This window comes from Agrobacterium tumefaciens (genome assembly GCF_009649785.1).
Classification (GTDB): Bacteria; Pseudomonadota; Alphaproteobacteria; order Rhizobiales; family Rhizobiaceae; genus Agrobacterium; species Agrobacterium tumefaciens.
In genome coordinates, this window is the sequence record NZ_WJOK01000017.1 from 101,291 (window position 1) to 125,778 (window position 24,488).

Genomic DNA, 24,488 nt, shown 5'->3' on the forward strand with positions numbered 1-24,488 from the left:
TGCTTGGCGCGGTGTGAGCGGGGTAATACAAATGCTTTTCCGATTTGCCAAGCGCTTTTTTCAAAAAAAACGCATTCATCTTGTTTTATCTCGCCGGAGTCCCGATTTTCCGGGCTTATCGACGGTGAAAAAATTATCCACAGGCCAGATGTTAAAGGGCAGTATGGAATGAAATTTGGAATGGACCACAGAACGGGTCGTCTCAATCTCGGAAAATGGAGCGTTGCCATGCCGCGTTCGCGCGTCGGCAGGATCGCCACCGGCTCGGCGCTGGTGGTGGGCGGAACGCTCGGGTTTTTGCCCATCCTCGGTTTCTGGATGGTCCCGCTTGGTCTTATCGTGCTTTCCCACGATTTGCCGGCGGTTCGCCGCAGGCGGCGGCGGCTGGCAGTGTGGTGGGCATCGCGACGCAATGGTCGCAACACCCGCAATAGAGGTGGACAATAAGGCTCAGCCGCCCATCGAGCTGCTGAGGCCCTGTCCGGCCCAGAAGGCGGCATAGGCGAGTGCTGCAAAATAAATCGCCGTCAGGATGAGAAACAGATACCCGCCGAGAACGGTCACGCCGTCCCTCTGGATCATACCCGCCGAAAAAAGCAGGATGGCGACGCCCGGCAGGGTGTTGGAGAAGGGAATGAAGCCGAGCGGCATCATCAGCAACACGCCAGCGGTCATCAGCGCAAGTCCGTTCACTCTATTGGCGACGATGCCCGCCGTCAGCGCCGGAAGGCGCGGGCGGATGAAGCGATCGAGCCTGGAGACGATGGCGACGCCTTTCTGCAGTGCCGGCACCAGCTTTGCCGTTTCCATCTGCCGGTCGAGAATCCTGGCCGGCAGCCATGGCAGACGGTTGAGGGTGATGGCCAGACTGACGAGAATGATCGCTGCGCCAAACACGGTGCTGACGCCTGGAATGGAGACCGGAATGAGGAAGGGCAGGGAAGCTATGGCACAGATGAGCAGCAGGCCCTGTTCGCCGATTGCCTCCATCAGCTCGCGCAATGTGATCGTCTGACCTTGCAGTTTCCCAATCAGCTTTTCGAGCGTGGTGCTGAGCTTTTCAGACGTATCAGTGAATGCGAATTCGTTCGACATCAGGCTTCCCGGAAGTTGCTTTAACTCCGGGTTTGATAACATTCATCCGGCCGAATGCCTACCGCCGATGGAAAATCAGCGTCTTTTCGGACCGGTGCTGCCGCCCGCCTTTGTCAGTGGGAAACCCAGCTGCTGTAGGCGCCTGCGAGAAGAACAATCAGCAGGATGACCAGTATGACCGGATTGATCGACGTAATGAAGCTTACATAGTCCATGATAACTTCCTCCTCTTTCCGCCACACCTTATTCTACCGCAAAAAGGCCGGTTTATCTACCTGAGGATGAAATTTCGCATCGCAGCAACCATTCGCCGCTGCGGTCTGGAATTGTTTGTTTTTCTCATTTGCCGCAACGCAAAAAATAAATCTTCCAACATTTGCCATTCTCTTGCGTTGTCTCTAATCCTGATTTGGCGGCGGTCGATAGTCAGAACGTCCGCCGCTGACAAACCGCCACTGAGATGTCTAGGCTCCCGCCTTGCCTTCGGTCTAAAACGATCTTCCCGAGGACATTAAATGCTGAAAAACATCTATGCCTGGACGATGGCGCTTGCCGCGCGCAAAAGCGCCGTGTGGTGGCTGGCGATCGTGGCCTTCGTCGAAAGCTCCGTCTTCGTTGTGCCGGCGGATGTGCTTTTCCTGCCCATGGTGCTGGCAAAGCCAAAAAAGGCGATGTTTTATGCGCTCGTCGCAACGGTCGCTTCCGTTCTCGGTGGCATTGCCGGCTGGTTTCTCGGCCACTATGCTTTCGAGAGTATCGCGCGGCCAATTCTGGAATTTTATGGCAAGCTGGACAGCTTCGAGCAGCTCAAGAATTCGGTAAATTACGAGACCATCATTCTCCTGCTGGTGACATCTGGCTTTGCGCATCTGCCGCCGATCAAGGTTGTCACCATCCTCTCCGGTGCGGCCAATATCAGCCTAGGCCTTTTCATTCTCTCGGCTGTCGTCACGCGCGGCGCGCGCTTTTTCATCCTCGCCGGGTTGCTGCAAAGATACGGTGAACCGGTGCGCCACTTCATCGAAAAACGCCTTGGTGTTATTGCCGCCGCTGTGGCCGCAGCGCTCATCGCCATCTATGCGGTCTACGTTTTCGTGCGCTGACGAAACGCAGTTTTTCTACTCTTACAATACTGTCGCATAACTTTCAGCCTACTGTCAGAATCCAGCTGTATCGGTTGTCTCGTCCAATGAGAGAACCGATTTATTATGCGAAGATTATGGAAGTGCTCCTTGGGGGGCATGGGTATTGCTGTGCTTGCCGCAGGCGGTTATCTCCTGGCCATCCAGCTTCTCGGCAACTTTCACGAGGTGGTGGCAGGGCAGCTTTACCGCTCCAACCAGCCAAGCAGTGAGCAGCTGGTCCGCTATACCAGGGACAATGGCATCAAGACGGTCATCAATCTGCGCGGAGAGAATGAATCCGAGGACTGGTACAAGGATGAGATCAAAACCTCGCGCGAGCTTGGGTTGACCCATATCGATTTTGGCATGTCAGCCCGCCACGAACTCGACATGACCAAGGTGAACCAGTTGGTCGCGATCATGCGTGATGCGCCGAAACCCATCCTCATCCATTGCAAGTCCGGTGCGGACAGGACAGGCCTTGCGACCGCGCTTTATCTCGGCCGCGTCGCGTATCTCGGTGAAAAGGCGGCTGAGAGTCAGCTTTCCGTCCGCTACGGCCATATCGGCATCCCCTATCTGTCTGAGACCTATGCCATGGACCAGACCTGGGAAAATGTCGAACACATGTCGATCGCCGACGACTTCACAATTGCTTCAAACGAGTTTTGAAAACGGTCGGGCATAACATCCGCAAAATTGCTGATCGATCTCCTGAAGCGGGATTTTGCGTTCTGTTCTGATCGCGCAACGGTCGGGACGGGACCCAAACGCTTGGTTTCTTAACTGTTGAGTTCTCAACGACGCAGCCTGTCTTTCATCAGGCGACCCGATTTCTCCCTCTCAAGGTTCGTCGGAAATCACATTTTCTGTCTATATATTAGTAACTTATGCGATCCAACAATTAAGTTGACTCCTTTAATCATCTTTTATAGAGCGACGTTGTTTCAACTTCTGGATCGCATCATGACACCAAAATCATTTATGAGCGGCCTTGCCGCATCGCTCTTGTCTATTCTCTTTACTGCCCCGTATGTAATGGCTGAACAAAAGACCATCACAGATGTCATCGGACGCGAAGTGAAGGTTGACCTTCCAGCAAAGCGCGTTGTTCTCGGTTTCTACTTCGAGGACTACATGGCGGTCGGCGGCGAGAAAGCCTATGATTCCGTCGTCGGCATTTCTCGCGAAGCCTGGGAAGGCTGGGTACCCGCCAACTGGAAGATGCACCTCGCGCATCGCGCCTCGCTTGCCGACATTGCCGATGTCGGTGAAGTGGAAGCGCAGACTTTCTCGGTCGAAAAAGTGTTGAGCCTCAATCCCGATCTGGTGATTCTGGCGGACTGGCAATACAAAGCGCTTGGTCTCGATGCCGATCGTCTGGAAGAAGAAGGCATTCCCGTCGTCGTCGTCGACTACAACGCCCAGACGGTCGAGCGGCACGTCGCCTCGACCCGGCTTTTTGGCGACCTGACCGGCCAGGAGAAGCGTGGCAAGGAAATTGCCGACTTCTATGCCGGTTCGCTGAAAGAGGTCGCTGACCGGGTCGCCAAGTCCGGAAAGCCGAAACCGAAGGTCTACGTCGAGTTCGGCAACAAGGGCCCGGCCGAATATTCTTTCACCTACGGCAAGAACATGTGGGGCGCCATGTCCACGGCGGCTGGCGGCGACAACATTGCCGCTCCCTTCGTCGAATGGTGGGGACCGATCAATCCAGAACAGGTTCTGGCGTCCAAGCCTGACGCCATCTTCATTTCCGGTCGCGAAAACAACAAGAACCCGGCAGCGCTGCCCATGGGACAGGCGGTGAAGGCGGCAGACGCAGGCGAGAAACTCAAGGCATTTGAGGCCCGCCAGGGCTGGAGCGAATTGCCCGCCATCAAGAACGGCCAGCTGTTCGGTGTCTACCAGGGTGCGTCGCGCACGCTCTCCGATTTCGCCATGGTTCAGTACATCGCAAAGCAGCTATATCCCGAGCAGTTCAAGGATGTCGATCCGATCGCCAACTATCTCGGCTATTACAAGAAGTACCTTCCGGTAACGCCTCAAGGCACTTTCGCCATCGCCGTCAAGGATTGATATCGCGCTTGCCTGTGGCGGCACGGAAACGTGCTTTCTTCGCCGCCACAGTGGCGAAATCTCGCGAACGCCGCCGTTGCGGCGTCCGCTTTTCCAGACAGTCCTTTCAGGCAGGTTTTCATGACAATTGCTGCCCGCAACGCCGAGGCCATCGGTGCGCACCGGCTGCGCGAGCGCCGTCGCTGGCGTGTCGTCTCTATCTTCTTCGTGTTGATGGCGGTGAGCCTCGTTCTCGATATCGCCACTGGTCCTTCGCTGCTGTCGCCCGCCGAAGTGGTGAAGTCGCTGACCGGCCTTGGCGAACGGGCCGCCATGACCGATTCCATCGTGCGCGGCCTTCGCCTGCCCATGGCGTTGATGGCGCTTGCCGTCGGTGCGGCACTCGGGGCAGGCGGCGCGCAAATGCAGACCCTGCTCAATAATCCCATGGCGAGCCCCTATACGCTCGGTATGGCCGCAGCGGCCGGTTTCGGTGCGGCGCTGGTACTGGCGCTTGGCGGTCTTGGGCTGGATGCCATGATTGCCGTTCCGCTGGGCGCGTTCGTCTTTTCCATGCTCGCAGCACTTTTTCTCTTCACGCTGGCCTCCATGCGGCAGATGACGACCGAAACCATCATTCTCGGCGGCATCGCGCTTCTTTTCCTGTTTCAGTCGCTGCTGTCGCTCATCCAGTTCCTGTCCTCACCGGAGCTGTCCCAGCAGATCCTTTTCTGGCTGTTCGGCAGCCTGACCAAGGCGACCTGGCCGACGCTTGGCCTGACCGCTGCCGTGACCGCCCTCTGCTGCGCCCTGCTGATGGCGGATTGCTGGAAGCTGACCGCGCTCAGAATGGGGGAGATGCGGGCGGCAAGCCTCGGCATCAATGTCCGCTGGCTGCGCATGAAGGTTCTCGTCATCGTCGCCATCATGACCGCGACGGCCACCAGCTTCGTCGGCGTCATCGGTTTTATCGGGCTGGTCGCGCCGCATATCGCCCGCATGACCGTGGGCGAGGATCAGCGCTTCTTCCTGCCCATGTCGGTGCTGAGCGGCGCGCTGATGCTGTCGGCTGCCTCGATCCTCTCCAAATCGATCGTTCCCGGTGCGCTGTTCCCGGTTGGCATCGTCACGGCCATTGTCGGCGTGCCGTTTCTGATGTGGCTGATTTTCGCTCCGAAGAGGCGCGGCCGATGATGGTTCTCGATTCGATTTCCGCCGAGCGCGGCGGACAGACTGTTGTGAAAGGGCTGTCGGCGCGTCTGGAGGCGGGGCATATTCATGCCGTCATCGGCCCAAACGGAACGGGCAAGACGACCCTTCTGAGAGCGATCTTCGGCGATCTGCCACTTGCTGCCGGTTCGATCAGCCTCGGCGACCGCCGTCTTCGGGCCGGGGAGCGGGCGGGGCGGTATATAAGGCAGTGGCGCGATGGCTTTGCCTACATGCCGCAGGACACCACGGCCGATATTGCGCTCAGCGTGCTGGAGGTGGTGGCACTCGGCCGGTTCGGGCGTCTGTCGTTGCATATTGACGACGAGACGCTCGACCTGGCCATGACACGCCTGCATCAGGCGGGAATAGCGCATCTGGCGGGCAGGGAGATCGCCTCCCTCAGCGGCGGGCAGCGGCAGATGGCGCTTTTCGCGCAGGTTCTGATGCGCGAGCCGCAGGCGATGCTGCTGGACGAGCCGGTCAGCGCGCTGGACCTCAAGCATCAGGTGGCGCTTCTCGATCTGGTGCGGCAGGAAACCCGCGCCAATGGCTGGGTAACGCTGGTCGTGCTGCATGATCTCAACCTCGCCTGCCAATATGCCGACAACCTGCTGGTGATTTCCGATGGCGCATTGAAGGCGACCGGCGCGCCGGGAGATATCGTCACGCCGAAGCTCATTTCCGAGACCTACGGGGTGGCGGTGGAAGTTTTGCGGGACAGGCGCGGCAATCCCGTCATTCAGCCGGCTGGCGACCCGCTGCCCGAACATTTGAAAACCCTTGAAGGAATAATTGCATGAAACGATTTTTGATGACGTTTGCCGCGGCTTTGGCCGTAACCTTTTCTGTCGCGCCGTCCTTTGCTGCCGAACACAAGGTGCTGATGCTCAATTACGGCACGGACGGCAGCATGGTGTTTGAGCCTTCCTATGTAAAGGCAGAGCCCGGCGACACCATCACCTTCGTGCCGCAAAATTCCAGCCATTACGTGCAGTCCTATGCCGTTCCGGAAGGCGTAACGCCGTGGAAAGGCAAGCTCGATGAGGCCTTCACCGTTACCGTCGAGAAGGAAGGCGTCTATCTCTATTATTGCCCACCGCATCTGATGATGGCGATGATCGGTGTGATCCAGGTCGGCAAGCCCGTCAATCTGGAAGCGGTCAGGCAAAAGGCGGAGAAGCTGCGCCCCAAACTGGTCATGAAGGGCGAAAGGCTGGACGCGGCTCTGGCACAGGTAACGCCGGCGCAATGACGCCATCTCCGTGCTCGACCGGATGGGACGCTCGATCCCTCTTATCTCGCTCGCCGGGTGTGTGAAGCAGCCCACACGAAAAAATTGGCTGCAATCACCATAACAAGGATAAACCAATGGCAAATAAACTAGTCGAAACGACATTGAACGACCTGCTCAACGGCGAATTGCGCGCCCACCACGCCTATCTTCAGGCGGCCGCCTGGGCGGCTGAGCGCAATCTCGATGGTTGCTACAAGTTTCTGCTTGGCCATGCTGCCGAAGAGCTGGAGCATATGCACCGTATCTTCAGCTTTCTGAACGATCTCGGAGCTCCAGTTATTTTCACCGAGCTACCTGCCCCACAGGTTACCGCAAACGATATCAAGGGGTTGTTTGCAATTGTCGCGCAACACGAATCGCGTGTCACCGCCGCCATCAACGCGGCGGTTGATCTCGCGCGGTCTGAAAAAGACCATGCGACCACATCCTTCCTGCAATGGTTCGTGAACGAACAGCATGAGGAGGACAGCCTGTGCCGCACGATAATGGGCAAGATCGAGCTGATCGGTGACGGTCCCAATGCGCTTTATCTGATTGACCGCGAAATCGGCGAACTGGCTGAAAAGGCCTGAAGGCTGCGCAGCATTCACTGATATTCCACAAGCTGCATCAAACGCAGCTTGTGGCTGGTTCAGTCACTTCCCAAATCCGGCGTCCATCCACGCGTATAGCCTTTTCCCATGATGGCAACCGCAAGGGAAAGCTGTTCCTGCAAATGTTCGATTTCGCCCAGCAGCGTTTCAACAGCCGCCTTCGCATCGCCATCATGACACTGGATGACATATCCAGCTATGTCGTCAGGCCGTACAGGGGTGATTTTTTCCGCATCGGGCATATCGGTTGACCTCTCGTTTGTTCACTAAATGTTCTAATTTTAGCAGAGAGTCAACAAGGCAAATGCGTGCCGTCTCTGGACGGTCACAGGCTTTGCAATAAGAGTATATTTCTGGAATTATCGTTGAATGCACTCGCGCCTGCCACGGCCTCGCACCGCAGTGTCAAGCGTCAATGAACGGATGGATCTTCGCCGTCCAGGAAGCTGCGAATTCCATCTTTCTCACAGGTGGCCAGGAATTCTTCCCAGGCGTCCTTGTCTGTCGTGAAAGGTTCTTCCCAGGTGGTGACATCATCATGCTCGCTGATAACCTCGAGCGTCCAATCCTGCTGGGTGCCGGCCGGCCGGTAGATATCAACCAGAACCGTGATACCGTCGTCTTCAAATTCGCCTGAGAATTCCGAGTGTTCAATTTTTGTTTTTTTGACCATCACAGCACACCTCGTTCTCAGGCTTGGATAAACGCACACCCAGACCGCATCTTGTCAATTCGCGCATGGCGCCGGCGAGAATGTGGCTGAAAAAATTATAGCCAGCTCTGGGGGAACTGGCTATCTATCTGTTTTTAATGGTCGGAGCGGCGGGATTCGAACCCACGACCCCTTGACCCCCAGTCAAGTGCGCTACCGGGCTGCGCTACGCTCCGAACCTGAAAGCCGTTTATATATAAGCCTGTTAGGGCGCAAGCGGAAAATAGCCTTTTCTTGAAAAAAGGAATAAAGGCTGTGGACGGTGAGCAGGGGACTTTCTTCCCGAAGATGTTGCCCGTCAAACGCGTGACACATCATCCTTCCATCATGGCGGGAACCTGCCGTGTTCTTTGGCGTTCCAATCTAAGCGAAACTGAAATTCAGGGAGATGAAACATGTCCGAACTCGTCGTTGTCGGTTTTGACGGAACGGAAGAGGCCGACCGGGTCCTTCTGAAACTTGCTGGAATGAAAAAAGAATATCTGGTCGATCTGGAAGATGCCGTCGTCGTCGTTCGCGATGAAAACGGCAAGGTGCACCTGAAGCAGAGCGTCAATCTGACGGCGATCGGTGCAAGCTCCGGTTTTCTCTCCGGTGGTCTCTGGGGCGGCCTCGTTGGCCTGCTGTTCCTCAATCCGCTCGCGGGATTTGCGATTGGCGGCGCGATCGGTGCGGGAACGGGTGCGCTTGCGGGGTCGCTGACGGATTACGGCATCGACGACGATTTCATCAAATCTCTGGGTGAAACCATCCCGAATGGCTCTTCGGCGTTGTTCGTGCTGATCCGCAAGGTGCAGCCGGAAAAGGTGATGGCGGAACTGGAGGGTCTTCGTGGGCGGGTCATCAAAACCTCGCTTTCGCCAGAGCAGGAAGCGCAACTGCAAAAGGCGCTTTCCGGCGGAACGGAACAAGCCGCAGCGCCTGCCGTCTGAACGAGGCAAGGAGAAGATGCTGCGGCATGTTTTATGTCGCAGCAGATCTATAAAAGTGCGGTGGCGCTCTTTGCGACCCTCGCCGGAAACGTTGGCTTAAACCGTCAGCGTTCCGGTTTTAGGCTGCGGCCAGGTCAGATAATAATACCGACTACCGACATTGCCAAAAAATGCATTGTCGCCGGAAATACTGTCGACATAGGCGCCACCGGTGGTCTTGGCATAAGCGGAACCGTCGCGCTTGAGGTGGTCCTTCAGAAAATCGCTCCAGCCGGTCGTGGTGATCTCGGTTGCCGGTTTTGAGGTGGTTGTCTTGTCGGCCTCCACGTCCCAGGCTTTTATCTTTGCGCCTTCGGTCGGATCGGAGACTGTCAGCGTTCCAGCGGCCAGCGCTTCCAGCATTGCCTTGGCTTGCGTAGCCTTGCTTGGGTCCTTGGAGAGTTCTTCCAGCGTCGCCTTCAGGCTTGTCATGAAACTGGCCTGTGTAATGTCGCCGGATGGCGCCTGTGTGCTGGTGTCGTCGGTCTCCGCGTCAGGGCCGGAGACTTGCGCATATTGCGCCAGAAGCTGTGTCAGCCGCGTATTGGTGGAGGAGGGCGAGGTGTCGATCCCGTAGGAGTCGAGGATCGCAGTTCGTGGCGAGGAGGTCGAAGCGGAATTGTCCTCCTGCTCCTTGATGGCCTTGAGTGCGAGTTTGGTGGAGTTGATGCGTGTGGACAGGTCGACGGAGGAGACCATTGCGCTCACTGTTTCCATGATCAGGCCGATACACGTCATGCATACCGAACCGGCTCGGCGAAGATCCTCGATCCCGCCTTTCGTCTCCTCTCATAAGAAGACCGGGTGTATCCCCAGCCGTCTCAAGCTTGGGATGCACCCGGTCTAATAGCCGAACTTTGCGCGACGCTTGCGGACATATAGTGCGTCTCTAATGAACGGAAGCGTTGGACGCACTCAATGCCTTGGTTTCAGTCATGAAACCGCTACGCATTTTTTACTGGAAGTGCTCAGTTTTCCTGCACGGAAACACCGTTCGGGCCGATATTCATCTCGATCCCCTTCGGTTTGCTTTCTTCGTGCCAGACATAGGCTCCAAGCCCGACAAGAACCACCAGAAGTGCGCCAATGATAAAATAGAGATTATTCGTCTGCGTCATAGGATGTCTCCCCGTTTGACAATCATGATCGCGGGCTAAACGCATGAAATAATGTAAGGTTCCGTAAGGGGAAGGACTTTAGGTGGCACTTCTGCTTTGGCGCAGGCTTTCGCGCTTTTCCAGAGCCATGCATCCCCACAATATGCCGAGCAGCAGGAAGAAATGCCGCCAGTGGTCGGTGTCAATGACGTTGCCGATCATCACATGCCCGACAAAGGTTACCCAGGAAATGATGAGAAACGGCTGCCAGGGCCGCTGGCGCAGCAGCAGTTTGAAGCAGGCGGCAATGGTCCAGCAGATCAGCGTGAGATAGATGACGAAGCCGAACCAGCCATGCGTGGTCAGGCTCTTCAGCCAGATATTATGTTCCGCGGCGGGAAAGATGTCGTCGAACACCATGGGGCCGATGCCGAGCGGATGTTCCATCGCCATCAGGAAACCGAGATAGTGGCGGGCAAAACGTCCGAGATGGCCGCCATCATAGGATTGCACCGCCGAGGCGCGGCTGGAGAACAGGTCTGCTACCTGCTTGAATTGCAGGGCGATGATGACGGCTGCCACCATCAATGCCACGGCGACGAGAAACAGAACGAGGATTTTCAGCCGGAATGCCGCCGTACGCTCTTTCAGCAGCATGACGAAAACCAGAAGCACTGCCGAAAACAGGAAAAGGCCCCATGCGGCGCGTGAAAACGACAGGAACACGGCAAGAGACAGAATGAGCAGGCCAAGGATCCGCCATGGCGCATGCATCGCCTTGCCGGAGAGCAGGCCGTAAATCAGGTACAGCGACGGCGTCACCAGGAAGGGACCGAAGACGTTCGGGTCCTGAAAGGCGCCCTTGGCGCGATCGTAAAGGGTAAAGACCTCGAAACCGGGAATGGCGTGAAAATATCCGATGATGCCGAGCAGGGAGGTAATCAACGCTGCGGCGAGCCAGGCCCGGAAAATCAGCAGCAGCCGCTGGTGCTTGTCCTCGATGATCGCAGCATAAAAAACCGAGGTCAGCGCCAGAAAGGTCGACACGGCGAGATAAAGCGGCCCCTCGTCGAGATTGGCCATGGTGGTCAGCGAAAGATAACCGCCGACATTGAAGGCAAGCAGCAGGCACAAAAGCAGGACGACGGTGCGCGAAAGGCGCAATCCCAGCAGGAACCAGATGGCTACTTGCCCCACCATCATCAGCTCATAGGGCGCCGGTTCGGAAATCACGAAGCCGGAAAGAAAGACGCCGAAGGCAATGAAGAACGCGCCGACCAGCCGCATGGCAGCAAGCGGTGCGTCAAAATCCGGTGCGTGCTGGTAACCGGTGTGGGTCAATAGGCATTTTCCGATTTGAGCAGCCGGATCGGCGTCAGGAACAGGATCTTGAGATCGAGAAGCAGCGACCAGTTCTCGATATAATAGAGATCGTATTCGGTGCGGAACTTGATCTTGTCGCCGTGGTCAATCTCACCACGCCAGCCATTGATCTGCGCCCAGCCGGTAACACCGGGCTTGACCTTGTGCCGGGCAAAATAATGCTCCACCACCTCGGTATATTTCAGGTCGCCCGTCTGGGCGTGCACGGCGTGCGGACGCGGCCCGACCAGTGAAAGATCGCCGTAAAGAACGTTGAAAAGCTGTGGCAGCTCGTCCATCGAGGATTTTCGCAGGAACCGCCCGACCGGCGTGACACGCGGATCGTTTTTCGTGACGGCCTTTTTTGCCGTGGGATCGCTGAGTTCCGTATACATGGAACGGAACTTCCAGACATTGATCGTTTCATTGTTGAAGCCATGACGCTTCTGCTTGAAGAACACCGGGCCTTTGGATGTCGTCTTGACGGCAATCGCCGCGCCAAGCATCACCGGCCACAACAGAACGATGCCGATAATGCTGAAGACGATGTCGAACACCCTTTTCCCCACCGAATCCCAGTCGCGTATCGGCTTGTCGAACACGTCGAGCATCGGCACTGCGCCGACATGGGAATAGGCGCGGGGGCGGAAACGCAATTTGTTGGCATGCGCCGCGATACGGATATCGACGGGTAGCACCCACAGCTTGCGCAGGAGCTGGAGGATACGCGCCTCGGCACTGAGCGGCAGGGCGATGATCAGCATGTCGAGCTTCGTCAGGCGGGCGAATTCCACCAGTTCCGCGAAGGTGCCGAGCTTGGGGTAGCCGGCAACCACATCGGGCGAACGCTCGCTTTTCCGGTCGTCGAAAATGCCGCAGATGCGGATATCATTGTCCGTTTGCTGTTCGAGCGAGCGGATGAGGTCCTTGGCGGCATCGCCGCCACCGACGATCACGGCGCGACGCTCCATCACGCCGTTGCGGCCCCAGTGGCGAATGGCGAAGCCGAGGATCAGCCGTCCGGTGAAAATGGCGATTGCGCCGGTGGCGTACCAGATGGCAAAAGTCTGCCAGGAATGCAGCGCTTCCGGCAAAAACAGGAGAAGGATGCCGGCGACGGTGACGAAGGACAGGCAGACGGCGCCCTGAATGCGGGCAAACATTTTCAGCGGCGCGCGCAGCGTCGGCAACTGGTAACAGTCGCCGGCCTGCAAAAGAAACACGCAAACCGCCGCGCCCAGCACCCCAATGCCGAAAACCGCAAGAAAGGTTTCAAGCCCCTGCCGCGCAGCGATGCCGTTGACGATGGCCGCGATGATCGCAAGCATCGAAAATTCGAGAAGACGCAATTGGCCGATGACCATGTTTGGCGAATGGTTGCCGGCGCGAAGCTGGTTGGCGATCTGCCGTGCAAGTGGATTGAGAACAACGCTTTCCGATGCGGAAGGCTCACCCGCATCCCGCCCGGAGATTTGCTGGCGCAACGTCGCCAGATCGAATTCAAGTCTTCCCTTGTCAGCCTTGGTCATTGCTTTGGTCCGCACCCTCCAGCCCATCGGCCCGAAAATCGGAATCGATTTTCGAAGGGAACGATGCGCAACTTCAAAGTGGTAGAGCACAGTTTTCGCATCCGTGCGGATACGTGCGCTCTACGAGCAGGAAACTAGCCGAAACATGCTAAGAAACGTTTATGATGAGTTTCTACAGGACGGCGGAATATACAATTAAAAATCGTGTTTTTGAAATGTTTCTACAGCGAAAGCAGGTGACGATAGAGCTTCATCATGTCGTCGGCCATGACAGGCGTTGAAAATTTCGCCTTGAAGCTGTCGGGGCGGGGCATCACCCGTTTTCCCCAGTCCGGGCTCTCTGCATCCTTGACCATTATCTTTGCCAGCGCATCAGCGTCTCCAGCCGGAACGAGCGCCTCGCTGTCTTCTCCCAGAACCTCAGCTATGCCTCCAACATGCGAGGCGATGACGGTTTTGCCCGCAGCAAGCGCTTCCAGCACGATGTAAGGCATCGCCTCGGCGCGTGAGGGGACGACAACAGTCGTCGCTAGCGCGAACGCCTGTCTCGCTGGCATGGCGGCGTGCATGGAAATGCGCTGCGAAAGTCCGGCCTTGACGATCATATCAGCATATTTGTCCCTGTCCGGCCCATCGCCCACAATGACGCCGGACATGGGCTGGCCGATGCTGCGTTCCATCTTGGCGAATGCCTTGATGAAGATGTCGGGGCCCTTCAGGTCACGCAGCATGCCGATATAGAGAAAGCGCGCTGCCCCTTCGCGGGCGGGCACGGTTTCAAACTCGCTTTCCTGCACGCCGTTATAGATCATCGCCGTGCGGGTGCGTGGTTTGCCGACCTTGTTTTCGTAGGTTTCCTGTTCGAAATTGCAAACGAAACACAGGGCGTCCGTGAAATGCTCCTGAAACCGCTCGATACGCAGGAACAGCTGCCCTTTAAGGCTTTTGCGATCGTAATGCAGGCTGCCGCCGTGCGGCGAATAGAGGCGGGCTACGCGATACTTGTTCACCCGCAACAGTGAGCCGATCAGCCGGGCCAGAGCGCCACCCTTGGCGCTGTGCCCATGCAAAATATCCGGCCGCAAACTTTTGATATGGTTGTAGGACTTAACGAGCGCCCACAGGTCACCGGGGCTGATCGAGCGCTTGATCGGCAGGCGGGTCAACCCTAGCTCCAGCATCGGGGCGATCTGCGCGAAAAGCCGTTCCTCATGCGCGCCGCCGGTCGAGCTGTCACAGACGATGCCGACCTTGTGGCCCTGCTTGACGTGTTCTTCGATCAGGTCGCGGACATGGCGGAACACGCCACCGACGGGAGAGCGGAAACAGTGAATGATGCGCAGGGGAGGACCGTCATCCGCCATGTCAGCCGCTCCGTTTTTCAGAAGAAGCGTTCACGCACATAGACCGTATCGCCCGCAAGAATTGGTGCGGTGATCCCGATCCTGCCGGTCATCACCTCGGTATTGATCTTGCGGGTGATATCGACATCGGCCTGATTGGCGCGTGGCGTGAAGCCGCCGGCGATGGCGATGGCGTTCTGCGCCGTCATGCCCGGCACGTAGGAATATTGGCCGGGACGGCCGACTTCGCCCATGATGAAGACGGGGCGATAACGATCGATCTCGATCGTCACATCGGGATCGCGCAGATAACCCTGACGCAACTTGGCGGCAATGGCGGCTTCGAGCTGCGGCAGCGTCTTGCCTCGGGCGGGAACCTGACCGACAAGCGGGAAGGCGACATAACCGGCCTGATCGACAGTATAGGTATTTGTCAGCCCGGTCTGTTCGAACACGTTGATGCGCAGCCTGTCACCGCTATCGACATGATAGGGCTGCAGGGCGCCCTCGTGAAACGCCTTGGGCGCAGGTTGATATGCCGCGCAACCGGAAAGGGCCGTTAGAACGGCAAGCGTCAGTGCGGTGACATGTCGTGATCCGGCGAGCGGCATCTCATCTGGCTCCGAGTCGAACTATGAGCATTCTTATCGTTCTGTTAGGGTTAATGGGCGGTAAACAGCCAGTCGCAAGGATGGTAATATCGGCTTTATTTCATCGGCTTCGTCACAATTAACTGTTGTGTTACCGGAAAGACTTAAACTTCGCGAAAATTGGCCTCTATATTTGAGCGCCCGAGGTGTATCTCGGTTACGGAGCCCGTATGAACGGCGATCGCATTGATGACAGGGATGTGGATATCGATCTCGCGCGGCTCGTCGCTGCCATATGGCAGCGCAAGGGCAGGATAGCGGCGATCACGCTGCTTGCCGGGGGCGCCGCCTTCGTTGTCGCAAGCATGATGTCGCCCGCTTACAAGGGCGAGGCGCGCGTCCTCATCGAATCGCGCGCGGCCTCCTTCGGTGCGTCGCAGCAGTCGAATGCGCCCGCCGAACCCGTGCTCGATGAATTGACCATCTCCAGCCAGGTGCAGATCCTGCAATCTGTTGACCTCATCAAGCAGGTCGCGAAAGATATGAAGCTTTATGAGCGGCAGGAGCTTGACCCGGCCGCGCGTCCTTCTCTCGTCTCGAAGCTGCTGGTTGCTGTCGGCGTCAAGAAAGATCCGCAGCAGGTGCCGCCAGAGGAACGGATACTGAAGGCGTTCCAGGAGAGGTTGCAGGTCTACCAGGTAGAAAGCTCGCGCGTCATCACGGTCGAGTTCTCGTCCGAGGACCCCATGCTTGCGGCAGCAGTCCCCAACGCGATGATGAAGGCCTATATCGCGCTGCAGAGCGGCGCGAAACTGGACACAAGCACGGAGGCGGCACGCTGGCTGGAGCCGGAAATCGCCAGTCTGCGTGAGAAGGTTCGCGATGCGGACAGGAAGGTCGCGGACTACCGCGCCTCGTCCGATATTCTGTCGGCAGGGCAGGGCGAAACGCTCGCCACCCGGCAACTCAGCGATATCTCGACCGAACTTGGCCGTATCCGCGGCGAGCGGGCGAATGCGGAGGCGCGGGCAGAAGGCGTGCGCAACGCGCTTTCGAGCGGCCGCCCGCTGGATACTTTCCCCGACGTCGTCGCCTCGCCGATGATCCAGAGACTGAAGGAAAGCGAGGCTGCCATGCGCAGCCAGATTTCCGATCTGTCTTCCTCGCTGCTGGAAGGCCATCCGCGTATCAAGGCGCTGCGCAGCCAAATTGACGGCATACAACGGCAGATTCAGGAAGAGACCCGCAAGGTGCTCGCAAGTCTCGAAAACGAGGCCAATGTGTCCCGCCTGCGGGAGCGGCAACTGGTTCAGCAATTGAATGTGCTGAAAACGGAAAGCGTACGCGCCGGTGAGCAGCAGGTTGGCCTAAACGACCTGGAGCGCGAGGCTTCGGCCCAGCGCCAGCTTCTTGAAACCTATCTCGCCCGTTACCGCGAGGCGACGTCGCGCGCCGGTTCAGCCGAATCCACGCCCGCCGATGCCCGCGTGATTTCAACGGCAGTGGAGCCGCGCGAACCCTACTTCCCGAAGACCGGCGCCATCACCATTGTCGTCACGCTGGCGGCCTTCCTTCTCTCCTGCATCGTCGTCATGCTCGTGGAACTGTTCACCGGGCGGGCGTTGAAGCCGGTTGGCAAGACCCATGTCCCGCCGCTGTCCGATCCACCACCGCCCGCGAGAGCGCGTGCTGACACGGATGAGACACCGGATACGCCGGAGCAACCGCTTCCCGCACGTGAAGAGGATGCGCCGCCTGCGGTTCGTTCCATGCCTGCCGCTGCCCGCCAGTCCATTGTCGAACAGGAAGCGCAGATACCGGTCGCAGCCGTTGCTGCCAAATCGGCCCTGCCGGTTGCAGACGCTGCGGCTGCGAAAGTGGACGCTGCGGAAGAAGAGATCGACAACGCCGACAATTTCTCGATCGACGCCGTCGCGTCTTTCCTCGCCACCCGTCTTGCCAAATCCGTCGCAGCGGTCGTGTCTCCAGCTGGTGATAGTGGTTCGACCACCACCGTCATGCTGGCGCGCGCCCTGTCCGAAATGGGCCGTTCGGTCGTTCTCGTCGATATGACGGCATCGGCCTGTCCGACGCGCCTGATGGCGCCTGAGACCGGACTGCCGGGCGTCATGGACCTTTTGGCGGGTGCCGCCGCCTTTGGCGAAACCATTCACGGCGACCGGCTTTCCGATGCCCATATCGTGCCGCGCGGCAATGCGCAGCCGCGTGAGGCCATGCGCGCGATCGACCGGTTGACCATGATCCTCAGCGCGCTTTCCGACGCCTATGACACGGTTCTCGTGGAATGCGGCGCGGTGCAGATATCGAGCCTTGAGAAAATGCTGCGCAATCTGCCGGCGGAAATCGTCGTGTCCGTTCCCGGTAATGATAGCGAATTGCTGGAAAAGACCCTCGGAGAACTGGTTGCCCACGGCTACGAGCAGGCATTGCCGATGACCGGCATGCGCAAACCGGACCGTCTGAGCGCCGCCTGAGATGCTGTGGCCGATAACCGGTCAGTCGGCAGCGGGCGTTGCGTCCATGCTCGGCCGACCGGCGCGGAAACGCTGAATGAACGCATAGAGTGCCGGATTGGATTTGATCAGGCTCTTTGTCCGGGCAATGGCAACGTAGGCAGAGGCTGCCGCGCGGCCCTTCAACGTCACCGGCAGGAAAATATCATGCTGCACGGTGAAAAGCGGACACCAGCTGCGCTTGTAGGGCTGGTCACCGACGCCGAAATCGAAGATCGCCGCATTTTCACTGCAAGCCCGTTCGATCATCAGCCAGAACAGCAGCTCACCGGGGCTGATTTCCGCGAAGGTCTCATCGATAGAACCGAACTGGCAGATGATGTGATCCTGCTTGCGCGAAAGTCCGGATATGGCAGCGATGAAACCTTCATTTTGACCATGCAGACGAATGGCGTGTATTTCCAGAAGACTGTCTGTGCCGATCTCCGGAAAATTTGCGAGGTCATAGAAAAAGTCTTTTACCGATTGATCGCGAAAAACATCCGGAATGCCCTGCGATGCGAACCGGGCTGCCTTCTGCCGGAAAAACGTCTGCAATAATTCGCACTTTTCCTGTGGCGAACGGGCGATCACATGGCTGTAACCACCCATTTCCTCGGCTCTCCGGCTCTGGATGCGGAATTTCTTCCGGCGCCTCTTGGCGTTGATCTGCCGAAGCGTGCTCTCAAAATTTGCCAGTAAGGGAATCTGGAAGGCCGGGTTCTGGTTTTCGACTGATGCCAGATGCGAGAGCGGGTTGGTCCTGCCGCGCCAGATCAGCGGTATGTTCTGCAAGGCAAGAATATCCGCCTGGCCACGCAGCAGCTTTCGCGCTTCGCGGGCAATGGCTGCTGCCGTTTTGTGGCTGGCTGCTTCGGCGAAGGACCGGTCGAAAAGCCCGGTATTGATATTGTTGAAACGGCCGCCGGGAAAACGTGCCTTGCGGATGCCGCCTTCCAGAACGATTTCGAGCGGCAGCAGGAACACGGTCTTTCCGCTTTGCCTGCCGCGAATGATGAGGAGGGGTCTGTCCTGCGTTTGCGCCCAGATGGAGCACCAGCCATAACCCTGATGCAGCGAATTGAGCGGGTCGCTCTCCAGCTGTTCCCAGTCGGCGCGGATAGTGGAGGCATCGTCGACGAGATCGATAGCCAGGCGATCGGCGCCCCGCCGCTCGTTTTGCACGGCGGCTGGTCCTTCACCCTCGCTGACTATGACCGGCGCTTCAGCCGCCATCCACGCTCTCCGGTTGTTTCGGTGAGACTATATCGTTGAGCGGCAAACAAGAGGTTTATAAAATTGCGACCTCTGGATGTCCCGTAGAAGGCAGGTGCCTATTCCTGTTTTTTGGAGCCGGCCATCCATTTGATGACCAGCATGGCGGGCAGTATCCACAAAAGCCCACTCAGCACGAAGTAGGCAAGATGCACCCACCATGGAGATTGCGCCAGCGTCGCCGACGCGATGGCCGTCGCCGCTACGGCGTAGATGACGACGAGGCAGATGATGACGATGGTGCCGATGAGCGATCTGAGGCGAGGGTGCATGAAATCTTCCGTAACCGAGCATGTATCCCAAAAGTGTCATCGGTTTTGGGGAAAAGACATGCGTAAAACAAAAAATCTAGATCGTCGTGGTGATTCGAAGCAGAGACAGGACGATCTAGTGTCTGGCGCAACTATACCGCCGCGACCGGATGCCGCAAACCCTGAGGCCTTGTTTTGTGGTGCCGGTTGGGGCTAATCAACATGACTGTATGATGGAGACCTCAAAGATGCATTCGAGCGGCATGACGATGGCAAATGGTTCTGCGGAAATGGTGGTGGAGGCTGCCCTGCAGAAGCAGGAGAAGGATCGCCGCCTGCTGCGCATCTGGCTGCGCGTCGTTCTCTTCACGCTGTTCTGTCTCGTGCTTGTCGGCGGCGCCACGCGGCTGACCGAGTCTGGCCTGTCAATTACCGAATGGAAGCCCATCCACGGCGCCATTCCGCCGCTTTCAGTTGCCGAATGGGAAGAGGAATTCCAGCTCTACAAGCGTATTCCCCAATATCAGGAAATCAACCGGGGCATGTCGCTCGATGAGTTCAAGACGATCTTCTGGTGGGAGTGGGCGCATCGACTGCTTGCCCGCGCCATCGGTCTCATCTTCGCCCTGCCACTCGCCTTCTTCTGGCTGACCGGCCGCATCGAAAAGCGCTTGCGCCTGCCGCTCATCGGCCTTCTGGGACTTGGCGGCTTTCAGGGCTTCGTCGGCTGGTGGATGGTGTCTTCCGGCCTCGTCAACCGTACAGATGTCTCGCAATATCGCCTGGCAACGCATCTGACGATCGCGTGCCTCATCTTTGCGGGCTGCATGTGGATATTGCGCGGCCTGTCGCACCATTCGCCCGATGCTGCCAATGAAACGACCGGCCGCCGTTTTGCCGCGCTGCTGACCTTCCTCTGTCTGTTCCAGATTTATCTCGGCGCGCTGGTGGCGGGGTTGAATGCCGGCCTGTCCTACAACACGTGGCCGCTGATGGACGGCTCCCTGGTGCCCGGCGATCTTTTCCTGCAACAGCCCTGGTGGATCAACTTGTTCGAAAACCCGAAGACGGTGCAGTTCGTCCACCGCCTCGGCGCTTATACGCTGTTTGCCGCCACGCTGTGGCATATGGTGTCCTTGGCTCGCGCCTTGCCCGGCACGCCGCATGCCCGCCGCGCCGTGCTGTTCTTCGTGTTGATCTCCATTCAGGCGGCGCTCGGCATCACCACGCTTCTGATGCATGTGGACATTCATGTGGCGCTCGCCCATCAGGGCATGGCGCTGCTGGTACTTGGTTTTGCAGTCGCCCATTGGCGAGGCTTCCTCGGCGAATACCCGGCACCTGTCGCGGTTGAGATCAGGGACTGAAAACCCTTAAAATTGCTTCAGGACAGACTTGATGGTTGTCGCGACGGCCAGTTCGTCGTCGCGTTCGCGCGTGTTGCCATCTTCCTCGTGCCATGCTGCCGAAAGGCAGCCGTAGGCGAAGGCATATTGTAGAAGCACCCGTTCGTCCCGTTTGAGCGCTTTCGCAAAAATCGACGCCATGGAGGCGATGCGTGCCTCGCTGCGTGTCAGATCGAAGCGGTCGAGCGGATTGGAGAACATGTTGGCGACGTCGAGTGCTTCATCGCCGATCAGGCCTGCCGGGTCGATGATGATCCAGCCACGCGCACTGCGCATGATGTTTTCGTGATGCAGATCGCCGTGCAGCGGTCGAATATTGCTTTGGTGCCCGATAAGCTCCTCGGCAAGCGAAGCGGCTTCGATATAGGGGCTGTTCGTGCCTTCGCTGCGATCGTGCTCGGCTTTACGGAACAGACTTTCGAAATATTGCGGCAGCGTCAGCAGGCTTGCTGGTGGCGTCTGCGTTGAAGGCTGGTGATAGTGAAGGAGAACGTCAGCGGCGATTGCGGTCGTGGCATCATCGTCGCCGTCGCGGAAAAGCACGTCGCGCAATGTCTCATTGCCGGCATGTTCCATGAGCAATATGTCGTCGGAGCGATCGAGCAGCTTCACGCAGCCGACACCTGCCCGCCATTCGATGAAATCCGCCCCGCGAAGGCTGTCTTTCAGAACCTTGTGTTTAAGTACCTTGGCGATGGCAAGGGAACCATTGCCAAGTCTGACTTCGTAAACCACCCCGGCCGGCGTATCGGCAATCTGTTTTGCGGCCTCGATATTCCACGAGGCCGGAAAAAAGGGGATAGCTCGGCTCACGCAAAAAGCCTCATGCCGAGAGCATCAGCTCCATGTTCTGGACAGCCGCACCCGATGCGCCCTTGCCGAGATTGTCGAGCAGCGCGACGAGATTGATGTGTTCGCCGCCCGGCGTGCCGAAGACGAACAGCTTCATCGTGTCCTTGCCCGCCAGTTCCTCGGCATCGATGCGGGACAGCCCCATGCTTTCGGCAAGTGGAACGACGCTGACGATGTCCTGTCCGGCATAATGGGCGGTGAGCGCGGCATGCACGGTCTCGATGGTCGCGCCGTCCTTGAGGTCGGCGGCAAACAGCGGAACCTGCACGATCATGCCCTGCGGGAAGCGCCCGACGGAGGGTGCAAACAGCGGCGCGCGGTCCAGCTGGCCGTGAATGGTCATTTCCGGCACGTGCTTGTGTGCAAGCGTCAGGCCATAGAGGAAGTTGTTGGCACTGATCGCATCTTCCCTGCTCTGATCTTCCATCTGCGCGATCATCTGCTTGCCGCCGCCGGTATATCCGGACACGGCGTTGACGCTGACGGGATAACCATCGGGCAGAATGCCGGCGGCGCGCAGCGGACGAAGAAGGCCGATCGCGCCGGTCGGGTAGCAGCCCGGATTGGCGACGAAGCGGGCGGAACGAACCTTTTCGCCCTGTTCCTTGTCCATTTCGGCAAAGCCGTAAGCCCAGTCCTTATGGATACGATAGGCGGTCGAGGTGTCGATGATGCGGACATTGTTGTTGCCCGCCACCATGGTGACAGCTTCTCTGGAAGCATCATCCGGCAGGCAGAGAATCGAAATGTCGGCGTTGTTGAGCATGTCCTCGCGGATAGCGGCGTTGCGGCGCTCGGCTTCGGGAATGGACAGCAACTCGATATCGCGGCGACCAGCAAGGCGCGTGCGGATCTGCAGACCCGTTGTGCCGTGTTCGCCATCGATGAAGATCTTCGCTGTCATGTCCTTGTCCTGACTTTTCAGAGGGTTGCGAGTGTAATCGGATTCAGTTTGCTAAGCGCCCGGGCGTCGGTTCAGCCGGCCTTCGCCAGCCGTTCGGCGCGCAGGCCAAGCATATACATTGCAACGGTCGCTCCGGCAATGGCAGTGATATCAGCATGGTCGTAAGCGGGCGCGACCTCCACCACATCGGAGCCGCGAATATCGAGCTGCCCGAGTCCGCGAAGGACGGACAATATCTTGGCGCTTGTCGGCCCACCGGCCACAGGCGTACCGGTTCCGGGCGCGAAGGCTGGATCGAGGCAATCGATATCGAAGGTCAGATAGGTGGGCATGCCTGCCGTGTGCTTGATGATCAGCGAGGCGATGTCGCTCGCCCGCATCTCCTCCACCTCGTAACCGTGGAGAATGCGGATGCCGAAATCCTCAGGCGCATGGGTGCGAATGCCGATCTGGATGGAACGATCGGCATCGATCAGACCATCGCGCACGGCGCGGGCCACGAAGGAACCATGGTCAATGCGTTTGCCGTCGTCGAACCAGGTATCCTGATGCGCATCGAAATGCACCAGCGCCAGCGGGCCGTGCTTTGCCACATGCGCCTTCAGCAGCGGCCAGGTGATGAAATGGTCGCCGCCAAGCGTCAGCAGATAATCCGTCTTGGAGATGATCTTGCGCGCTTCCTTTTCGATCGTATCAGGCGTTTTCCAGTGATTGCCGTAGTCGAGCAGGCAGTCGCCATAATCGATGGTCGGCATATGGGCGAAAAGATCGCGGGCAAAGGGATATTGCGGGTCGTTGTCGAAAATCGCGGAGGCGCGGCGGATCGCCTGCGGCCCGAAGCGTGCACCCGGCCTGTTGGATGTCGCTGCATCAAAGGGGACACCCCAGACGGCCGTCGATACGCCCTTGAGGATCTTGGTATATTTGCGCCGCATGAAGGAGAGGACGCCCGCATGGGTCGGGTCGGTCGCAGCCGATGTCAGCGTTGCTGCGGTGAAGGCATGGTCGATGGTTTTTGATGGCATTGATCACCCCATTGCGGTTTGCGCTGAGGGTGCTGTCTTCTCGCCGAAAAAACAAGGAGGATGGCAATGAAAAAAGGCGGAGCCGAAGCCCCGCCTTTTCGAAGTTTTGAACGAACGGTTCCGAGAAGCGATTAGCGCTTGGAGAACTGGAACGAACGGCGGGCCTTGGCCTTACCGTACTTCTTACGTTCGACAACGCGGCTGTCGCGGGTCAGGAAGCCACCCTTCTTCAGAACGGCGCGCAGGCCCGGTTCGAAGTAGGTGAGGGCCTTGGACAGACCGTGACGAACGGCACCGGCCTGACCGGACAGACCACCACCGGCAACGGTAGCGATGATGTCGAACTGGCCCGTGCGTGCAACGGCAACGATCGGCTGCTGAAGGATCATCTGCAGAACCGGACGTGCGAAATACGTGGTGAAATCGCGGCCGTTGATGATGATCTTGCCAGAACCCGGCTTTACCCATACGCGGGCAACGGCGTTCTTGCGCTTGCCGGTCGCGTAGGAGCGGCCGAGAGTGTCAACCTTGCGGACGTGCACGGGAGCAGAAGCTTCCGATGCAGGGGCGAGGTCTTTCAGAGAGGAAAGATCGGCCATTATCAGGCGCTCCTTACGTTCTTCTTGTTGAGCACGGCTACGTCGAGAACGACGGGCTGCTGTGCTTCGTGCGGGTGGTTCGAGCCGGCGTAAACGCGCAGGTTCTTCATCTGACGACGGCCGAGCGGGCCGCGCGGGATCATGCGCTCGACGGCCTTTTCAACGACGCGCTCCGGGAAGCGACCTTCGATGATCTGGCGAGCCGTACGCTCCTTGATGCCACCCGGGTGACCGGTGTGCCAGTAGTACTTCTTGTCGGAGTACTTGTTGCCGGTGAAGGCAATCTTTTCCGCGTTGATGACGATGACGTTGTCGCCATCATCGACGTGGGGGGTGTAGGTGGCCTTGTGCTTGCCGCGCAGGCGGGTTGCAATGATGGTGGCGAGGCGACCAACAACGAGGCCTTCGGCGTCGATGATGACCCACTTCTTCTCCACCTCAGCAGGCTTCTGAACGAAAGTAGACATGGATTTCACTTTCTAACGTGGACCCGTCATCCTCTTTTAAAGTAAGAGCATACGGGCGTTTCTTGTTGCTTGGTTTGGTCACCCGAAGGCGACCGCAAATGACCATATTCCCTTTGGAATCCGATCTGGCGCGCTTATACGGTGTGCTGGATGAAGCGTCAATATGACGGATTTTGCTGACTGTAAAAATAAATCAATAAAAACAATGGTTTATTT

27 protein-coding genes and 1 tRNA gene are annotated in these 24,488 nt (G+C 58.1%); 11 read left to right on the forward strand and 17 right to left on the reverse strand.

From position 1 onward, the window contains the following. Positions 1–168 precede the first annotated feature (168 nt). The gene (locus GH784_RS18400) at positions 169–447 is read left to right on the forward strand and encodes a hypothetical protein (protein ID WP_013635921.1); all 279 of its coding nucleotides are present in this window, start codon (positions 169–171) and stop codon (positions 445–447) included. A gap of 3 nt (positions 448–450) precedes the next feature. On the opposite strand, the gene GH784_RS18405 is transcribed toward GH784_RS18400, so the two are convergent. Continuing rightward, the gene (locus tag GH784_RS18405) at positions 451–1,095 is read right to left on the reverse strand and encodes an exopolysaccharide biosynthesis protein (protein WP_003512591.1); all 645 of its coding nucleotides are present in this window, start codon (positions 1,093–1,095) and stop codon (positions 451–453) included. A gap of 515 nt (positions 1,096–1,610) precedes the next feature. On the opposite strand from GH784_RS18405, the gene GH784_RS18410 reads away from it, so the two are divergent. The 7 genes from GH784_RS18410 (at position 1,611) to GH784_RS18440 (ending at position 7,355) form a co-directional block, all read left to right on the forward strand. Next, positions 1,611–2,198 carry a YqaA family protein gene (locus GH784_RS18410; RefSeq protein WP_003512594.1) on the forward strand — a complete coding sequence of 196 codons (588 nt, stop codon included), beginning with the start codon at positions 1,611–1,613 and terminating at the stop codon, positions 2,196–2,198. Positions 2,199–2,336: 138 nt separating this feature from the next. Beyond that, the gene (locus GH784_RS18415) at positions 2,337–2,891 is read left to right on the forward strand and encodes a dual specificity protein phosphatase family protein (RefSeq protein WP_065704727.1); all 555 of its coding nucleotides are present in this window, start codon (positions 2,337–2,339) and stop codon (positions 2,889–2,891) included. A gap of 312 nt (positions 2,892–3,203) precedes the next feature. After that, the gene (locus GH784_RS18420) at positions 3,204–4,298 is read left to right on the forward strand and encodes an ABC transporter substrate-binding protein (protein ID WP_035198131.1); all 1,095 of its coding nucleotides are present in this window, start codon (positions 3,204–3,206) and stop codon (positions 4,296–4,298) included. Positions 4,299–4,418: 120 nt separating this feature from the next. Further along, positions 4,419–5,471: a FecCD family ABC transporter permease gene (locus GH784_RS18425; protein ID WP_065704973.1), complete on the forward strand. Its 1,053-nt coding sequence runs from the start codon at positions 4,419–4,421 to the stop codon at positions 5,469–5,471. After that, a complete protein-coding gene (locus tag GH784_RS18430; RefSeq protein WP_065704725.1) occupies positions 5,468–6,289 on the forward strand; it encodes an ABC transporter ATP-binding protein in 822 nt (273 codons plus the stop codon). The genes GH784_RS18425 and GH784_RS18430 overlap by 4 nt, the downstream gene beginning before the upstream one ends. Further along, positions 6,286–6,741 (forward strand): pseudoazurin, encoded by a 456-nt coding sequence (locus GH784_RS18435; RefSeq protein ID WP_065661104.1) that lies wholly within the window; start codon positions 6,286–6,288, stop codon positions 6,739–6,741. The genes GH784_RS18430 and GH784_RS18435 overlap by 4 nt, the downstream gene beginning before the upstream one ends. A 116-nt stretch (positions 6,742–6,857) precedes the next feature. Continuing rightward, the gene (locus GH784_RS18440; protein WP_003512602.1) at positions 6,858–7,355 is read left to right on the forward strand and encodes a ferritin; all 498 of its coding nucleotides are present in this window, start codon (positions 6,858–6,860) and stop codon (positions 7,353–7,355) included. A 59-nt stretch (positions 7,356–7,414) separates the two neighbouring features. Here the strand turns inward: GH784_RS18440 and GH784_RS18445 are convergent, their stop codons facing one another. From GH784_RS18445 to GH784_RS18455, 3 genes are all read right to left on the reverse strand, one after another. After that, positions 7,415–7,618 (reverse strand): hypothetical protein, encoded by a 204-nt coding sequence (locus GH784_RS18445; protein ID WP_013635930.1) that lies wholly within the window; start codon positions 7,616–7,618, stop codon positions 7,415–7,417. A 170-nt stretch (positions 7,619–7,788) separates the two neighbouring features. Then, entirely contained in the window at positions 7,789–8,049 is a 261-nt protein-coding gene (locus tag GH784_RS18450; RefSeq protein WP_003512603.1) for a hypothetical protein, read from the reverse strand. A gap of 138 nt (positions 8,050–8,187) precedes the next feature. Next, positions 8,188–8,264 (reverse strand) — tRNA-Pro (locus GH784_RS18455). Positions 8,265–8,483: 219 nt separating this feature from the next. Here GH784_RS18455 and GH784_RS18460 point away from each other — a divergent pair. Next, positions 8,484–9,020, forward strand: a complete 537-nt coding sequence (locus tag GH784_RS18460; protein ID WP_003512604.1) for a DUF1269 domain-containing protein — start codon at positions 8,484–8,486, stop codon at positions 9,018–9,020. A 96-nt stretch (positions 9,021–9,116) separates the two neighbouring features. On the opposite strand, the gene GH784_RS18465 is transcribed toward GH784_RS18460, so the two are convergent. The 6 genes from GH784_RS18465 to uppC form a co-directional block, all read right to left on the reverse strand. Further along, on the reverse strand, positions 9,117–9,797 hold the full coding sequence (locus GH784_RS18465; protein ID WP_065704723.1) for a hypothetical protein: 681 nt from the start codon (positions 9,795–9,797) through the stop codon (positions 9,117–9,119). Positions 9,798–10,027: 230 nt separating this feature from the next. Continuing rightward, positions 10,028–10,177 (reverse strand): hypothetical protein, encoded by a 150-nt coding sequence (locus tag GH784_RS18470; RefSeq protein WP_003512607.1) that lies wholly within the window; start codon positions 10,175–10,177, stop codon positions 10,028–10,030. Between the two features lie 78 nt (positions 10,178–10,255). Continuing rightward, the gene (uppF, locus tag GH784_RS18475) at positions 10,256–11,497 is read right to left on the reverse strand and encodes a polysaccharide biosynthesis O-antigen ligase family protein UppF (protein ID WP_065661100.1); all 1,242 of its coding nucleotides are present in this window, start codon (positions 11,495–11,497) and stop codon (positions 10,256–10,258) included. Continuing rightward, entirely contained in the window at positions 11,494–13,047 is a 1,554-nt protein-coding gene (gene uppE / locus GH784_RS18480; protein ID WP_065704721.1) for a polysaccharide biosynthesis glycosyltransferase UppE, read from the reverse strand. Before uppE ends, uppF begins: the two co-directional genes overlap by 4 nt. Before the next feature lie 221 nt (positions 13,048–13,268). Continuing rightward, positions 13,269–14,411: a polysaccharide biosynthesis type 4 glycosyltransferase UppD gene (uppD, locus tag GH784_RS18485; RefSeq protein ID WP_065704719.1), complete on the reverse strand. Its 1,143-nt coding sequence runs from the start codon at positions 14,409–14,411 to the stop codon at positions 13,269–13,271. A 17-nt stretch (positions 14,412–14,428) separates the two neighbouring features. Next, entirely contained in the window at positions 14,429–15,001 is a 573-nt protein-coding gene (gene uppC, locus GH784_RS18490; protein ID WP_003512614.1) for a polysaccharide export protein UppC, read from the reverse strand. A 209-nt stretch (positions 15,002–15,210) separates the two neighbouring features. Here uppC and uppB point away from each other — a divergent pair, with 209 nt between their 5' ends. Continuing rightward, on the forward strand, positions 15,211–17,475 hold the full coding sequence (gene uppB / locus GH784_RS18495) for a polysaccharide biosynthesis protein UppB (protein ID WP_065704717.1): 2,265 nt from the start codon (positions 15,211–15,213) through the stop codon (positions 17,473–17,475). A gap of 21 nt (positions 17,476–17,496) precedes the next feature. Here the strand turns inward: uppB and uppA are convergent, their stop codons facing one another. Together uppA and GH784_RS18505 are read right to left on the reverse strand one after the other, a co-directional pair. Continuing rightward, on the reverse strand, positions 17,497–18,729 hold the full coding sequence (gene uppA / locus GH784_RS18500; RefSeq protein WP_065704715.1) for a polysaccharide biosynthesis GNAT family N-acetyltransferase UppA: 1,233 nt from the start codon (positions 18,727–18,729) through the stop codon (positions 17,497–17,499). A gap of 98 nt (positions 18,730–18,827) precedes the next feature. Then, positions 18,828–19,040 (reverse strand): DUF2842 domain-containing protein, encoded by a 213-nt coding sequence (locus GH784_RS18505; RefSeq protein WP_003512618.1) that lies wholly within the window; start codon positions 19,038–19,040, stop codon positions 18,828–18,830. Positions 19,041–19,282: 242 nt separating this feature from the next. Here GH784_RS18505 and GH784_RS18510 point away from each other — a divergent pair, with 242 nt between their 5' ends. Beyond that, positions 19,283–20,386 (forward strand): COX15/CtaA family protein, encoded by a 1,104-nt coding sequence (locus GH784_RS18510; protein ID WP_025593237.1) that lies wholly within the window; start codon positions 19,283–19,285, stop codon positions 20,384–20,386. Positions 20,387–20,392: 6 nt separating this feature from the next. Here GH784_RS18510 and GH784_RS18515 read toward each other — a convergent pair whose 3' ends face one another. The 5 genes from GH784_RS18515 to rplM all read right to left on the reverse strand — a co-directional run bounded on the left by GH784_RS18515 (position 20,393) and on the right by rplM (position 24,272). Next, positions 20,393–21,238: an aminoglycoside phosphotransferase family protein gene (locus GH784_RS18515; protein ID WP_065704713.1), complete on the reverse strand. Its 846-nt coding sequence runs from the start codon at positions 21,236–21,238 to the stop codon at positions 20,393–20,395. Between the two features lie 10 nt (positions 21,239–21,248). Next, positions 21,249–22,181 carry an N-acetyl-gamma-glutamyl-phosphate reductase gene (gene argC / locus GH784_RS18520; RefSeq protein ID WP_153793668.1) on the reverse strand — a complete coding sequence of 311 codons (933 nt, stop codon included), beginning with the start codon at positions 22,179–22,181 and terminating at the stop codon, positions 21,249–21,251. Between the two features lie 71 nt (positions 22,182–22,252). Continuing rightward, a complete protein-coding gene (speB, locus tag GH784_RS18525; protein ID WP_003512629.1) occupies positions 22,253–23,206 on the reverse strand; it encodes an agmatinase in 954 nt (317 codons plus the stop codon). Positions 23,207–23,337: 131 nt separating this feature from the next. Beyond that, positions 23,338–23,805 carry a 30S ribosomal protein S9 gene (gene rpsI / locus GH784_RS18530; RefSeq protein ID WP_003512631.1) on the reverse strand — a complete coding sequence of 156 codons (468 nt, stop codon included), beginning with the start codon at positions 23,803–23,805 and terminating at the stop codon, positions 23,338–23,340. Between the two features lie 2 nt (positions 23,806–23,807). Continuing rightward, on the reverse strand, positions 23,808–24,272 hold the full coding sequence (rplM, locus tag GH784_RS18535) for a 50S ribosomal protein L13 (protein ID WP_038490710.1): 465 nt from the start codon (positions 24,270–24,272) through the stop codon (positions 23,808–23,810). Between the last annotated feature and the right edge of the window lie 216 nt (positions 24,273–24,488).

Excerpts from the sequence above, each read along its gene's own strand:
- GH784_RS18400 (WP_013635921.1), top strand. The coding sequence starts at position 169 with ATGAAATTTGGAATGGACCACAGAACGGGTCGTCTCAATCTCGGAAAA.
- GH784_RS18405 (WP_003512591.1), bottom strand. The coding sequence starts at position 1,095 with ATGTCGAACGAATTCGCATTCACTGATACGTCTGAAAAGCTCAGCACC.
- GH784_RS18410 (WP_003512594.1), top strand. The coding sequence starts at position 1,611 with ATGCTGAAAAACATCTATGCCTGGACGATGGCGCTTGCCGCGCGCAAA.
- GH784_RS18415 (WP_065704727.1), top strand. The coding sequence starts at position 2,337 with ATGGGTATTGCTGTGCTTGCCGCAGGCGGTTATCTCCTGGCCATCCAG.
- GH784_RS18420 (WP_035198131.1), top strand. The coding sequence starts at position 3,204 with ATGAGCGGCCTTGCCGCATCGCTCTTGTCTATTCTCTTTACTGCCCCG.
- GH784_RS18425 (WP_065704973.1), top strand. The coding sequence starts at position 4,419 with ATGACAATTGCTGCCCGCAACGCCGAGGCCATCGGTGCGCACCGGCTG.
- GH784_RS18430 (WP_065704725.1), top strand. The coding sequence starts at position 5,468 with ATGATGGTTCTCGATTCGATTTCCGCCGAGCGCGGCGGACAGACTGTT.
- GH784_RS18435 (WP_065661104.1), top strand. The coding sequence starts at position 6,286 with ATGAAACGATTTTTGATGACGTTTGCCGCGGCTTTGGCCGTAACCTTT.
- GH784_RS18440 (WP_003512602.1), top strand. The coding sequence starts at position 6,858 with ATGGCAAATAAACTAGTCGAAACGACATTGAACGACCTGCTCAACGGC.
- GH784_RS18445 (WP_013635930.1), bottom strand. The coding sequence starts at position 7,618 with ATGCCCGATGCGGAAAAAATCACCCCTGTACGGCCTGACGACATAGCT.
- GH784_RS18450 (WP_003512603.1), bottom strand. The coding sequence starts at position 8,049 with ATGGTCAAAAAAACAAAAATTGAACACTCGGAATTCTCAGGCGAATTT.
- GH784_RS18460 (WP_003512604.1), top strand. The coding sequence starts at position 8,484 with ATGTCCGAACTCGTCGTTGTCGGTTTTGACGGAACGGAAGAGGCCGAC.
- GH784_RS18465 (WP_065704723.1), bottom strand. The coding sequence starts at position 9,797 with ATGACGTGTATCGGCCTGATCATGGAAACAGTGAGCGCAATGGTCTCC.
- GH784_RS18470 (WP_003512607.1), bottom strand. The coding sequence starts at position 10,177 with ATGACGCAGACGAATAATCTCTATTTTATCATTGGCGCACTTCTGGTG.
- uppE (WP_065704721.1), bottom strand. The coding sequence starts at position 13,047 with ATGACCAAGGCTGACAAGGGAAGACTTGAATTCGATCTGGCGACGTTG.
- uppD (WP_065704719.1), bottom strand. The coding sequence starts at position 14,411 with ATGGCGGATGACGGTCCTCCCCTGCGCATCATTCACTGTTTCCGCTCT.
- uppC (WP_003512614.1), bottom strand. The coding sequence starts at position 15,001 with ATGCCGCTCGCCGGATCACGACATGTCACCGCACTGACGCTTGCCGTT.
- uppB (WP_065704717.1), top strand. The coding sequence starts at position 15,211 with ATGAACGGCGATCGCATTGATGACAGGGATGTGGATATCGATCTCGCG.
- uppA (WP_065704715.1), bottom strand. The coding sequence starts at position 18,729 with ATGGCGGCTGAAGCGCCGGTCATAGTCAGCGAGGGTGAAGGACCAGCC.
- GH784_RS18505 (WP_003512618.1), bottom strand. The coding sequence starts at position 19,040 with ATGCACCCTCGCCTCAGATCGCTCATCGGCACCATCGTCATCATCTGC.
- GH784_RS18510 (WP_025593237.1), top strand. The coding sequence starts at position 19,283 with ATGACGATGGCAAATGGTTCTGCGGAAATGGTGGTGGAGGCTGCCCTG.
- argC (WP_153793668.1), bottom strand. The coding sequence starts at position 22,181 with ATGACAGCGAAGATCTTCATCGATGGCGAACACGGCACAACGGGTCTG.
- speB (WP_003512629.1), bottom strand. The coding sequence starts at position 23,206 with ATGCCATCAAAAACCATCGACCATGCCTTCACCGCAGCAACGCTGACA.
- rpsI (WP_003512631.1), bottom strand. The coding sequence starts at position 23,805 with ATGGCCGATCTTTCCTCTCTGAAAGACCTCGCCCCTGCATCGGAAGCT.
- rplM (WP_038490710.1), bottom strand. The coding sequence starts at position 24,272 with ATGTCTACTTTCGTTCAGAAGCCTGCTGAGGTGGAGAAGAAGTGGGTC.